At 41.1% G+C, this 12,683-nt stretch carries 14 protein-coding genes and 2 pseudogenes; 6 read left to right on the forward strand and 10 right to left on the reverse strand.

The annotated features are described in order from the left end of the window. Positions 1-34 precede the first annotated feature (34 nt). Together JCM19038_RS15215 and JCM19038_RS15220 are read right to left on the reverse strand one after the other, a co-directional pair. Positions 35-1,228: a diaminopropionate ammonia-lyase gene (locus JCM19038_RS15215; RefSeq protein WP_042419657.1), complete on the reverse strand. Its 1,194-nt coding sequence runs from the start codon at positions 1,226-1,228 to the stop codon at positions 35-37. Positions 1,229-1,302: 74 nt separating this feature from the next. After that, positions 1,303-1,869 (reverse strand): DUF4256 domain-containing protein, encoded by a 567-nt coding sequence (locus JCM19038_RS15220; RefSeq protein ID WP_042419660.1) that lies wholly within the window; start codon positions 1,867-1,869, stop codon positions 1,303-1,305. Between the two features lie 168 nt (positions 1,870-2,037). Here JCM19038_RS15220 and JCM19038_RS25580 point away from each other — a divergent pair, with 168 nt between their 5' ends. The 4 genes and pseudogenes from JCM19038_RS25580 (at position 2,038) to JCM19038_RS15230 (ending at position 3,144) form a co-directional block, all read left to right on the forward strand. Continuing rightward, positions 2,038-2,166 (forward strand): Ada metal-binding domain-containing protein, encoded by a 129-nt coding sequence (locus JCM19038_RS25580; RefSeq protein WP_081831840.1) that lies wholly within the window; start codon positions 2,038-2,040, stop codon positions 2,164-2,166. Then, positions 2,165-2,245, forward strand: a pseudogene (locus tag JCM19038_RS25585) (Ada metal-binding domain-containing protein); the annotation flags it as partial. The gene JCM19038_RS25580 and the pseudogene JCM19038_RS25585, both read left to right, overlap by 2 nt. A gap of 75 nt (positions 2,246-2,320) precedes the next feature. Beyond that, on the forward strand, positions 2,321-2,593 hold the full coding sequence (locus JCM19038_RS21980; RefSeq protein WP_081831841.1) for a helix-turn-helix transcriptional regulator: 273 nt from the start codon (positions 2,321-2,323) through the stop codon (positions 2,591-2,593). 14 nt (positions 2,594-2,607) lie between these two features. Further along, positions 2,608-3,144 carry a methylated-DNA--[protein]-cysteine S-methyltransferase gene (locus JCM19038_RS15230; protein ID WP_373903143.1) on the forward strand — a complete coding sequence of 179 codons (537 nt, stop codon included), beginning with the start codon at positions 2,608-2,610 and terminating at the stop codon, positions 3,142-3,144. A gap of 4 nt (positions 3,145-3,148) precedes the next feature. On the opposite strand, the gene JCM19038_RS21150 is transcribed toward JCM19038_RS15230, so the two are convergent. Genes JCM19038_RS21150 through JCM19038_RS15240 form a run of 3 tightly spaced genes read right to left on the reverse strand, consistent with a single transcriptional unit; the run spans position 3,149 to position 4,585 of the window. Continuing rightward, positions 3,149-3,649: an EamA family transporter gene (locus tag JCM19038_RS21150; RefSeq protein ID WP_193745148.1), complete on the reverse strand. Its 501-nt coding sequence runs from the start codon at positions 3,647-3,649 to the stop codon at positions 3,149-3,151. After that, a complete protein-coding gene (locus JCM19038_RS21155; RefSeq protein WP_152549474.1) occupies positions 3,610-4,077 on the reverse strand; it encodes an EamA family transporter in 468 nt (155 codons plus the stop codon). The genes JCM19038_RS21150 and JCM19038_RS21155 overlap by 40 nt, the downstream gene beginning before the upstream one ends. Then, positions 4,070-4,585: a GNAT family N-acetyltransferase gene (locus JCM19038_RS15240; protein WP_042419665.1), complete on the reverse strand. Its 516-nt coding sequence runs from the start codon at positions 4,583-4,585 to the stop codon at positions 4,070-4,072. The genes JCM19038_RS21155 and JCM19038_RS15240 overlap by 8 nt, the downstream gene beginning before the upstream one ends. A gap of 132 nt (positions 4,586-4,717) precedes the next feature. On the opposite strand from JCM19038_RS15240, the gene JCM19038_RS15245 reads away from it, so the two are divergent. Next, on the forward strand, positions 4,718-5,626 hold the full coding sequence (locus JCM19038_RS15245) for a LysR family transcriptional regulator (protein WP_042419666.1): 909 nt from the start codon (positions 4,718-4,720) through the stop codon (positions 5,624-5,626). A gap of 70 nt (positions 5,627-5,696) precedes the next feature. Here the strand turns inward: JCM19038_RS15245 and JCM19038_RS15250 are convergent, their stop codons facing one another. The 5 genes and pseudogenes from JCM19038_RS15250 to JCM19038_RS15270 all read right to left on the reverse strand — a co-directional run bounded on the left by JCM19038_RS15250 (position 5,697) and on the right by JCM19038_RS15270 (position 12,165). Then, entirely contained in the window at positions 5,697-7,622 is a 1,926-nt protein-coding gene (locus tag JCM19038_RS15250; protein WP_042419669.1) for a right-handed parallel beta-helix repeat-containing protein, read from the reverse strand. 157 nt (positions 7,623-7,779) lie between these two features. Beyond that, positions 7,780-9,116, reverse strand: a pseudogene (locus tag JCM19038_RS15255) (serine hydrolase domain-containing protein). A gap of 8 nt (positions 9,117-9,124) precedes the next feature. Beyond that, positions 9,125-10,189, reverse strand: coding sequence for an AI-2E family transporter (locus JCM19038_RS15260; RefSeq protein ID WP_238554452.1), 1,065 nt, complete (start codon positions 10,187-10,189; stop codon positions 9,125-9,127). A gap of 220 nt (positions 10,190-10,409) precedes the next feature. Next, positions 10,410-11,225: an SDR family oxidoreductase gene (locus JCM19038_RS15265; protein WP_052361780.1), complete on the reverse strand. Its 816-nt coding sequence runs from the start codon at positions 11,223-11,225 to the stop codon at positions 10,410-10,412. A 100-nt stretch (positions 11,226-11,325) separates the two neighbouring features. Next, positions 11,326-12,165, reverse strand: a complete 840-nt coding sequence (locus JCM19038_RS15270; RefSeq protein ID WP_042419675.1) for an AraC family transcriptional regulator — start codon at positions 12,163-12,165, stop codon at positions 11,326-11,328. Between the two features lie 176 nt (positions 12,166-12,341). On the opposite strand from JCM19038_RS15270, the gene JCM19038_RS21165 reads away from it, so the two are divergent. Beyond that, positions 12,342-12,683, forward strand: a complete 342-nt coding sequence (locus tag JCM19038_RS21165) for a YolD-like family protein (RefSeq protein ID WP_052361782.1) — start codon at positions 12,342-12,344, stop codon at positions 12,681-12,683.

Genomic DNA, 12,683 nt, shown 5'->3' on the forward strand with positions numbered 1-12,683 from the left:
TCGACCTTACAATCACGACGCTTACGTTCGTTTGTTATGAATGTTTCCCTTCCCAAACGACTTCACGATACGTTTGAACGTCGGTGTCACCCTCCGTATTAATGAGCAATACCCGCGAAGTTTCATTAAGACCAATTTGGTCTTTGAACGATTCCAACTCCTTGTTGTGCAGAAGTCGATAAAGCAGCCCTAACGTCACTGCGCCTGATTCTCCTGATGTAATTCGTTCATCCTCTTTAAGCGGGTTAGCGTACATTCTCATCCCGAGCCCCGCCACATCGTCCGTACACGAAAAGGCGCCTTCGGCAAGTTCTTGAAGCAACTCAAACGCAATTGTACTCGGCTCACCACACGCAAGTCCTGCCATAATTGTTTCCATATCTCCATCCACAATGGTACGCTCGCCTTGATTCTTGAACGATACATAATAACAATGTGCTTGATCCGGTTCGACGAGTATAACTTTCGGTGACTGATCACCATATGCATGATGCAAAAATGTTGCAATCGCTGCAGCAAATGATCCAACACCCGCTTGCAAAAACACGTGAGTTGGAGGGTTCTGAGCATTTCTTGCCAACTCTTCAACAATTTCATGTGCAATCGTTGCATAACCTTGCATAACCCTTAATGGAATGTCTTCATACCCTTGCCATGCGGTATCCTGCACGAGAGCATAGTTGAACTTCTCAGCAGTATGGGATGCGATTCTTACTGCCTCGTCATAATTAACGTCAGTAATCTCTGCATTCGCACCTTCGGTTTGGATCGCTTTTAGCCGCTCTTCCGAGGAGCCTTTAGGCATATAGACGATTGAGTTTTGACCGAGTTGACTTGCTGCAAAGGCAACACCACGCCCGTGATTTCCATCTGTAGCTGTAATAAACGTCAGTGGATTCTGCTCGTTTGCGAGTACACGTAGGTCGCTAAATGTGAGCTCACTCAAGCTTACACCAAGCGCATTAGCTAATTCTGCACTGACTGCATACAACCCACCAGTCGCCTTAAACGCATTTAAACGAAAGCGTTTCGACTCATCTTTTACGAGTATTGACTCCACACCTAGTTCTGTTGCGAGTCGTTGCAATGAACATAGCGGTGTCGGCTTATGATCAGGAAAACTAGCAAGAAATTGAGTCACTTTTTCAATAGCCTCTTTCTCGAAATGACTTCTAAATGAAGATTGTATCTCTCTTTTTTTATAATTTCGTTCATAATGAATGCCCATCGGTCTCCTCCCCTATTAATATGTAATATATTACTTTATTCGTTATTCGTCAATCACTTGGCGAATAACAGCAATTAAAACGTGACAATTCCTCTGAACCCTCTCGATCCATAATAAGAAGAAGCACCGTTATGATAGACAAACACCTGACCATAGCGATAATCGCAGAATAATGCGCCACCAAGTTCACGTACCGAAGACGGCGTTTCAATCCAACTCGACGTCTTTTGATCAAACGGTCCATATTTCTGGAGGTTTCGGTACTCTGATTCAGTTAGCAATGTAACGCCCAACTCCGCTGCCAAATCTTGTGCAGTATTCTCTGGTTGATGCTTCTTACGCGCTTCAAGACCAGCGCGATCAAAACATACACTTCTGCGACCTTTTGGGCTCTCTTGTGAACAATCGATAAAGTGAAGTGCTTCTGGTTCCTCTTCAAAAGTCACCAAATCAGGCTCTCCTTCGGTTCGTTCCATCTCATGTAAGACGTGGAGTTTTTCAGGTTGTGCTTCTAAGTTCGTGACAACTTCTGACCATTGTCGTCCAGGATGACGATGCATGTTTTTTTCAAAACGACTTTTCAAACGTTCTAAAAGCTGCACTTGTTGTTCTTCAGTTAATTGCTTCTTTGACACAATCATTCCTCCTTTTTACTTATCATTATTATCTTCTATTCTGATATGGAAAGCTAGTTCACTTTTCGCATAGTATAAGACAAATCCCGTTTTGCATTCTTGCGCTTATAGCCGAGAAAGTAGACCGTACAAAACACATGTACTATGATAATAGTGAACTGAACGAGTGGGGGTGTGGTTTTGGAACAAAGGGTAAGCGATGAGCAATGGCAGGCGATTAGTGAGAGTGATCAGACATATGATACGATCTTTTACTACGGGGTAACTTCTACGAAGATTTTTTGTCGACTCTTGTCATTCTAGAACGCCAAAACGGGAAAACATTCGTATATTCACATGCACAACAACTGCAGAAAAAGATGGTTATAGACCTTGCAAACGTTGTAAACCCGACTTATCCGAACGACCAGAATCGGCCTTGATCAATAAGGTAACGCAACACTTAGATTTTCATTATATGAATTCAATTACGCTTGAACAATTAGGAGAGCATTTTCATGTAAGCCCGTATCACTTACAGCGAACCTTTCAAAAACGAGTCGGCCTAAGCCCGAATGAATACATTACAAAACGACGCTTAGACGAGGCGTGCAAGTTATTAACACGTACCGACAGACCAGTGAACAGCATTGCTAAGACGGTCGGGATGCCTAACGCTGCACATTTTATTACTCGTTTTCGTGACTATTATGGACTTACCCCGAAACAATACAGAGAAAAGCAAAGGTAAAGGAGCGATCCATGTTGGACACTTATACACATCAGATCCACACACCCTTTGGACAAGTCACTGTATCAAGTGACGGTCACGCACTAACAGGATTGTGGTTTGACGGCCAAAAGTATTACGGCAAGACATTAGGAGATCATACGATTGAAAACCAAGGCTTACCACTGTTTACTCAAGTTGAAGCTTGGTTAAACGACTACTTCTCAGGTAAGCAACCAACACTTGATTTCGAAGTTAAACCTGCAGGTACTGAATTTCGTAAAACAGTTTGGAACGAACTTCTTTCCATTCCTTACGGAAATCTCATAACATATGGCGAAATCGCTCAACGTTTTTATGAGACTCAAGGCAAAAACATGTCCGCCCAAGCAGTCGGCGGCGCTGTTGGACACAACCCCATTTCTATTATTATCCCATGTCATCGTGTTGTAGGTTCAAATGGTAGTCTCACAGGTTACGCTGGTGGAATTGGCGTCAAAAAGAAGCTGTTACAACTTGAAGACATCGACCTCACTCATTTACACGAACCAACCAAGGGTACAGCACTTTGATGGATCAATTCGACGATTTACGTTTCTTTAACGTCAACGAATAAAGAAGTAACGAACTCCAAATCAAACCGAACGCCATCCACTCCACAACGGCAACAGCACTCTGAAAAACAAAAACACCCATTAAAAATACAATGGTCGGTGTAATGTATTGGAAAAAACCGACCGTTGTTAGCGAGACTGTTTGTACACCTTTTGAAAACCATAACAACGGCAAAACCGTAAGTAAACCCGCCAATACAAGCTTCATAGACACTTGAATCGATGATCCGAACATCAATGAATGTTGTGAATAAAAAAACAAAAGAATGCCTATTGCCACAGGAGTAGCGATCATCGTCTCCACCGCCATCCCTACGACCGCATCGAGTTTGACCTTTTTCTTAGCTAGCCCATATACTCCGGATGTTAATGCCAGCATCAATGCGATAAAGGGAAAAGTCCCGAGACCATATGTGACTAAGATCACCCTGTGAATGCCAAAGCGATCGCCGTAACTAAACATCGATTCACTCGGTCATGAAACACAATCACTCCGATCAAAATACTGACGAGTGGTGTGATATAAAGACCCAGGCTTGCTTCGATTGCAGCACCATTCATCATTGCGTAGATAAAGACAAACCAGTTCGTACTAATCGCTACTGAAGCGACACATAATCGAACAAGCTCCCCTCTGTTTGTATGAATTCCTCTAATGAAATGAATCAGTTTCACTCGCTTACTCGGAATCACACATGTAATGATTATGATGACAACAAATCCCCAAAGAATACGATGTGCCATCACTTCAAATTCATTGACAGGATGCAACAGATTCCAATAAATTCCGAGCATTCCCCACAATACGTAAGCAGCTAAAACGTATACGTAACCTGACATAATGGATCGATCAGGGTTTACACACCAACGCCTCAATTGTGATTCACTCACACGCCTTTTCTACCTGTGGTTGATCTATCATGAATTGATAAAATGCCAAATCAAGCCAGCGCTCGAACTTATAACCAACGTTTTTCATTGTTCCTGTATGTGTAAAATTGAATTTTTGATGCAATCGAATACTTCCTTCATTTGTAGCATCAATCCCTGCAATGATCGTTTTATAGTTCTCACTTGTTGCATCCTTAATAATTGCTTGTAGTAAATCTGTTGCGACACCCTTTTGCCGATGATTTATATCTGTGTAAATTGAATGTTCAATGGTGTATTGATACGCTGGCCAATCACGAAATGCTCCATACGTTGCAAAGCCAGCAATTTCTCCGCCTCGTTCACAAACAAAAACTGGATAACCGGACTCAAGCTTTTGGTTATACCACTGTTCTCTCTCTATGATTGTCTCCGGTTGATAGCTATAAACCGCTGTTGTATGCAGAATTGCATCGTTATATATCGCTAAAATCTTCTGTAAATCGTCTTTACAAGCTTTTCTAATCACCTGTAACACCCCTTTACGCTTTTCATCATTTTGCTATTTCAAGTGTAACGTCTGCATTTATCATCGTAAAATTGAAAAAAATCATTGCCTGTTATAGTATAAAGTTATATCAAATAGATATAGGTGATCACTTTGACGTTACAACAATGCCGTTATCTTATTTCAATCGCAAAATATCAATCATTTAACAAAGCCGCCACTGCGCTTTATGTCACTCAACCTAGCCTTAGTAAAGCAATCCGTAACCTCGAAGAAGAACTATCCATCACAATTTTTGAGCGAACGAATAGAGGCGTCTTATTCACAGAAGAAGGACGGGAACTTCTCTTTTACGCACAAAAGTTAGTTGCACAAGCAGAATCAATCATCTACCAATTCACCCAAAAACCAGAGACTAAATTAAAATATACGATCTCTTCGCAACACTATAGCTTTGCAATTGAAGCGTTCACTCATTTTATGAACCTGTTTCATCAAGACTATGAACTTTCGCTGCACGAGGAAAAAACAACCGATGTCATTGACGACGTTTACGCGAGTCGCAGTATTCTTGGTGTAATTTCCATTACGGACTTAAATGAACACTTTTTCGCACGCTACTTTACGTCTAAATCATTGACATTTCAGCAACTGGGGACCGTAAAACAACATGCTTTCTTGCGTAAAGAACATCCATTAGCAACCCAATCGATCATTCATTTAGAAGACTTGGAACCTTATCCTTACCTCACGTATCAACAAAACGATATGATGCTGCATTTTGCTGAAGAAACCTTAAACTTACATAATCGAAAACAACTCATCTATGTAAACGATCGTGGAACGATGAATAACATGCTCTCTCATACAGATAGCTTTAACATTGGAACAGGATGTATTGTAAAAGGATATATGAATGCAAATATTACATCTCGACCTTTGATGGACGGATCTATGATACGCATTGGCTATATTAAGCGAGATGACACCGTCTTCCCAGAAGAAATTATTAAGTTTATAGAAGAGCTCAACAAGTCTTTGCACCTTTCTCTTCCTAAATAAAGTAAAGCAACTGCCCATAGACGCAGTCGCTTTACTCGAGCATTATTTACTATTCATAAAGAAATATTTATTACTCTTTCGCAGGCGCATCACATGAACAACAACGCACCCTAACTTGGTTCGTAATCATTTGTCCATCACCAGATGCACCACCTGTTTCCCTGTACCGTGCATAGAGAACGATGTCTCCAACTGTTCCTTGTGGGATGATCGTCACTTGATTGCCAAGCTCATCGAACCAACCGATAAATTCATATCCTTCGACTGGTCCAGGGTTACGCAACACAATTGGCAGATCTTCCGGACGATAACTCGTTGGATTAGGATTGTTATTACCTAAAACGCCAATATACGTGATCGTATATTGAAGTGGCGAAGGATTAAACACCAGTACAACTTGATTGTTGAGTAGTTGAACCTCCCAATCTTCAAAACCGGTCACAGGCTTTAAAAAAGCATTCGCATCGGATTGAGTTAACACTGGATACTGTGGTGTAGGGACAGCAACTACTATAGGACTTCGTTCAGGATCTGGAAATACGTATTCCGTTGTATCAAGTTGAAACACTGAACCTGCAAACAAAGGATTAATGATTCGAATCACGTTCTCTACATCTACAATATACACACCGTTAATATCCGTTGTTAAATCTTCTACATTCATTGTTCCAGCATTGAAGATTCCAGGAGCAATAGGCGCTTCATTAGAGCCAATTGCTCCAAAATCAACGCGATTAATTAACGTTAATGCTCCAAAATTATTAATCGCACCTGCACGTACACTAGCGTTATTATCAATAATTCTACTGTTTGTAATGATCATGCTTCCATTTGTGTTAATTGACACTGCTCCACCGATTGCCGCTTCATTACGATTGACCTCTGAATTTGAGACTGTCACATTAGCTAGGGAGTTAACAAAAATCCCTCCAGCTTCATTGCCAGCTGTATTTAAATCAATCATACTGTTTTGCAGCTGCACTATAGCGCCATTGTTTAAATACACAGCTCCTCCATTATTTACTGCTATATTTGCACGAGTCGTACACGACGTAATGATCGACTCTGTATTCGTATTCAAAAATATAGCCCCAGCATTTGTTGCTGAAACATTATTCGTAAATGACGTGTTGTCGAGATTCATCGTTGCAGCATTATTAACAAACAGTCCAGCCCCATTTACTGCTTCGTTTCGCTCAAACGTGTTTCTTGATAGTAAAGAGTTGCTATCGTTGTTCAAATAAACAGCTCCACCATTAGCTCTAGCAATGTTCTCCGTGAATACGGTATCAACGATTTCTGGTGTTGTACTCGCATTAGCAAAGATCGCTCCCCCGTTACTCGCTACATTCATCATACATTGACAGTTTGTGATAGTTGTTGCTGTATTTATATTTGCAAAAAGCACTCCTCCATTTGTAGTTGCCTCATTTTCTATAAACGTAACCGCCGTACAACTTAACGTTGCGGTTTGATTTGTGTAGATCGCTCCCCCATTACTACCAGAGAAGCTACCACTAATCGTGGAGTTTGTAATTACTACTCGTTTATTTGTCCCCCCCACATAAATCGCTCCACCGATCCCTACAGCGCTACAATTTGAAATGATGGAGTTATTAATAACATTGACAGCGCTAGCTCCTCCGACCATTAAAGCACCACCACGAAAAGTTGAAGATGAATTTTGCAATGTCACATTGTTAGTATTCAATGTTCCTGTCGAATTAATTAAAGAAGATCCATCTTCTAAGCCAATCGTACTGCCACCATCAACAATTAAATCTTGCAACAATAACTGACCGTTTGCCGTGATATTAAAGACGTATCCTGAATAAGCTGTAGAATGTTGAAGTAGCGTCGTTCTTTCAATCCCTTGAATAGCCACAGCATAATTTATCGTTATTTGTCCCTCTATAACAATATCGTTCGTAACAATAATTACAGGTGCATTCATCGCTAAAGCGATTAACAGCTCTTGATAACTAGAAACATTCATCTCAAATGTCCCCCCCTTTTTCTTAAATGTTTGCCTTATAATTAAACTATGTCCTTATGGAAGATCACTATTGTGTGCATGTCTACTTCTTATAAAAATGTGCTCTCTAGCCGGGTTAATTGATTGCGCGCATAAAAAAAAGTAACTGCAATTGCAGTCACTTTCTCAAAAACATTCTAAGCCCAACTCTTACGCCCCAAGCGATGCCGTCTTCTGAGAGATAAAACGTTAACGGCTTCCCCGTTTCTTCGATTACTAATGTGGTCGCGTTCTCCGCTCGTAAACTAAGCTTACGACCGTCCATTGTTATAGCGAGCCGATCACTCTCTTCCGTGATGTGTGCCTCGGTGTTTCCTTCTCTAACATAATAAACGCCTAACAACCGCTTCTTTTCTTCATCTATCATCGTATACTCAGTTTCTTCAATCATTGACTGTTCAAGCGGCAAATCTAACGCCACATTCGCTATCGCTCGCCAAAGGTCGTCTGCCGGTGCATCTGAGCAATTGAGCAGTACGACAATGACCGTATCTTCTTCAGGAATAAATCCGAAGTACGAAGAGACACCTGGTTGACTTCCACCATGACCAACGAGCGTTTTGCCTTCATAATTCGAGACGACTTGTAAGGCATAACCATAGGAAGAAAAGTCATTCACCTCGATCAACGGACGCCACATACTCTTAAGCACACGTTCACGAATTGGAAACCGAGCCTTTCGAAACGACGGATCTGTATATAGACGACTATAGGTTATTAAATCAACGGCTGTCGAACGAATGCCTCCACCAACTTCATAGTTTCCAAGCTTTGGCCAAGCAACGGCTTCCTGATGATTTTTCTCTTTGTTATATACGTACGGAATCGACACATTATCAAACCGTTCAAGGTGATCTACATCGTATGTTGAGCGTGTAAGACCTAATGGTTTTAATAGCTTCTCTGTTACGTATGTGCGGTATGACTGACCACTAACCTTCTCAATAATCGCTCCGAGAAGCAAAAACGTATCGTTACAATAACTGAAATAGTCTCCCGGCTCAGCAAATAGCTCGTAATCTCCATTTCGCAAATAATCAAGGTGTTCATCAAAACCATCTAGTTGAACACAACGTCGCAATGGCGGGACACCTGTCGTATGCGATAGCAAATGGGAAATTGTAACTTTATCGGTACTTCCTCGACGCAAGGAAAATTGGGGCAAGTGCTTAACAACTGGTCCTCAATGGATAACTGCTTTTGATCGTGCATGTGCATAATCGCTAGAGCTGTAAACGATTTAGTTATCGAAGCTACACCAAAGATTGTATCTTTCGTAACGGGTAGTTTCTGTTCAATATCACGATAACCGAACCCTTTTGAATAGACTAGCTGATTGTCCTTACTTACAGCAATTGAAGCACCTGGAATTGCGTAGGCTTGCATTTGTGACTGAATGTAGGCTTCAAGTTCGTTCCACTTCCTACGTTCTTGCGGGGAGCTTGCCATACACATTCTCCTTCTTATTTTACGTCTTTAAAGATTTGCTTTTGGATGTTTTGACGCTTCTCGTAAATGTTAATGACGATCACTTTAAGAACGGCATACGTGGGAATTGCTACAATCATTCCGATAAACCCAGCGATATTTCCTGCGGCAAGTACGAGTGTGATCACAGTTAATGGATGAACACTTAGCTTCTTACCCATAATGTTCGGCGTAATGAGGTTACTCTCAGCTTGCTGTACCGCAAGTGTGATCAGCGATACCCAAATGGTTAACACCGGATCTTGAATGAGCGCAATGACAAACGCAGGGAAAAACGCGAGCCAAGGACCGAGAAATGGAATCATATTTAGTAAAAACGCGAGCAATGCGAGTAATAATGCATATTCAAGTCCAATGAGAGAATAACCGGTAAAAAGCAAAACAGCGAGTATAAAAGCTGCTAAGACTTGGCCTTGAACATAGCTTTTCAGTGCAAAGTCAATCTCACTTAAAAGCTTCTTAACCCATTCTCTTCGTTCCCCTTGAAACAGGTTGTAAAGAGCAGGAGCAAATTTCTCGTGATCTTTTAACATAAAGAAAAAGAAAAATGGTACGAGAATCAAGGTTAATGCCGCTGAAACGGCCCCACTAAGAAAAGATACGAGATAACTAGAACCAACGATAATGATATCCTCAATCGAATCCAACACCGATCCAAAGGTTTGTTCTAAATCAATAGGAAACGTTCCGTCATCGTTAAGAAATTGTATAACAATTGCCTCAAACTGTTGGAAAATCATCGGTACATTTTGAATAAACTTATTGGCTTCTTCAATGAGCGGATCGAGAATTAAACTTGCCATGATAGCGATAAATACCGCAACGATTCCCAAAATCGCTAGAGCACTTGCCCATTTCGGCATATACCGAACGAGACGACGTTGCAACGGCTCCGTAATATAAAATAACAAACCAGCTAAAAGAACTGGAATCATGATCGTCGTCAAAATAATAATTACTGGTTCAAATAAACCACTGATTTCCATAAAGTCTTCACGATCAGAATGAGCAATAGCAAGCCAATCCCTAATTGAAACCATACTTTATTTAACATTAATTTAACTCCTACCTTTATGTATCGACCATCCGGTATACTGCAATGATGCCTACTCTATCTTTCACACATCTAATCGAAAAGATCAATAGAACAGAAGCCTTCGTAACGATTTGTTCACGTGAGCAAAATCTAGCATTACGCTCTTACTTCTTATTATTTCCCGGAAAATAATACGCATAATGATGTATTCTAGTAGGCAGTTTCTAACCTTTAGGTCTCCACCTGCCAAACCCACCTTCTGTGTTAATGATTTGCCCAGTAATCCAGCGGGCTTCTGTTGTAAGTAACCAAGCGATCAACCTTGCTGGGTCTTCAGGTTGCCCGTAACGACAAAATGGAAACATCGGCTTTAGCTGTTTCCACGTTGTCTCATCCATATAGCCTGTGTCAACGGGACCCGGGTTAACCGTGTTCACTCGAATTTGTTGGTCTGCGAGCTGGTCAGCAATCGTTAACGTACTATCTGCCAGCCCTCCTTTTGTTGATGCATACGCAATTTCACCTGGCATCGGTCCTAAACGTTGACCAGACGTCATAAACAAAATTGATCCTTCACGATTTTCATCCAATTGATGCGCAAAGGCTTGTGCAAGAAGAATGGAGGAACGCGTATTGACTGCCCAATGGTTATCAAGCATTTCTGCATTAAGCTCCCCAATTGCTCCATCAGATCCACTCATGGCATGATTACACACCAAACCATCCACTTGACCAAATGCATCAACAGCTACGTTCATTACCTGATCTGGGGTTTCTTCCTTTTGAAAGTCACCAGAAATATCAAGAAAACGCGCATCACCGATAAGCTCTGACTGAATTCCATTAAAAACCTCACTCAGCTGGTCACTTCCCCACTCTTGTTCTTCATCATGAGGTTGATAATGATGGGCAATAATTGATGCCCCGAATGCCGCGCATTGCTTTGCCACAGCATATCCTATTCCTTGACGGCGACTAACCCCGGTGATCAAAATCACACGACCTTTTAACGGATATTGATCTCTTAACAACTGACTCATCGTTTCACCTCGTCTAGTTAACATTCCATTGATATGAAAAAAAGCGGGGTGTCTCCCCGCTTTTTCGTTACCTCAATTATAATCAACATGCATCATTCATTCAAAAATGATCCGTTGAATTCTGTTTAATGGCAACCCAAATTTCAACTTTTTCTTCAACACTTCGAATCATTTCAGGAGCTTCGTCCAATTCATACTCAGTCATTGGAATCCATTCAGAATAAACACGCTCCCACGTCTTTAACATCGCTTCAGGCATTGGTCCTTGGGCATGAAAAACTGCCCACGTTTTAGCAGGAATTGTGAAAGTCTCAAACTCTTTTGTCGCTTGCTGATCTGTTGCTGTTGCAATCATATACGTAACATCATTTGATTGTTTCGCATTAGAGATGTGCAAAATGCCAGGGAATGATGAGTGATCATACGGTTTGAGCTGCTCTTCAATCGTCTCAAGCTGTTCCCAGAGCATTGGCTCAAACTCTCCTCCTTCTCCCATTGCAACATTCTCTTTTTTTCCGACGACTGTAAACGATTCTTTTTCAACAATCCGATATTCCATTTCAACCGCTCCCTTAATCATAAATTGGAAGGTCATTCGCGGAAAAGCCCTTAATGATGCATCTGAATAATAAACTTCACTAGGGGTTATACCGTGTAAAGATTGAAACGCCCTTGAAAATGCATCTGGAGAATCATACCCGTACTTCATTGCTACATCGATGACACGCACATGATGATGTTTTAAATCAAATGCCGCTAACGTCAGACGTCTTCTACGAATATATTCTGCAATCGAAACACCTGTAATAAATGAAAACATTCTCCTAAAATGATGATCCGAAAATTGAGCGATGTTTGCGACCTCTTTGTAATTCACTTTTTTCTCCAAGTTTTGTTCAATATAGTCAATGGCATCATTCATTCTTTTTAACACGTCCATCGTGATGACCTCCCTTCTACATTAAGAATAACAACCTTAAATGAGCCACTCCCGCTTGAAATCGTTCCGTTTAGTCGGAATGACGCTAACGCAAATTGCAACATTGACCTACGACAAAACTAGCGCTCCTATAAAGATCGTGTTAAGATGGGAACAAACGTTCTGGAGGATATGCAATGAATAAGCTTACACCCGGTGGCAACATGCGATGGGAATCGATGCGTATGATTCTGCCTGAACACCGCGAAGCATGGCTTACACACCAAGAAGAGAACAAAAAGGTTCAACAACCTGTTCTTGATGAACAACATTGGCAAGAATTCGAGTATATTCTGTCAGAAGCAATGGAGTATCACCAGTTGTTAACGTTTATCTTTTGGCATGACGGGCACTTTTACGAAATCATCGGTCATTGCCATTTTATTAATAACACCCAGAAGCAATTTCATATCCTTACCGTCGATGAAGAGATCCATTACTTAAAGTTTGACGTTCTGATTAATCTTGCTTTGCACTAA

The sequence above is a fragment of the Geomicrobium sp. JCM 19038 genome, from assembly GCF_000698125.1.
Lineage (GTDB): Bacteria > Bacillota > Bacilli > Bacillales > Marinococcaceae > Geomicrobium_A.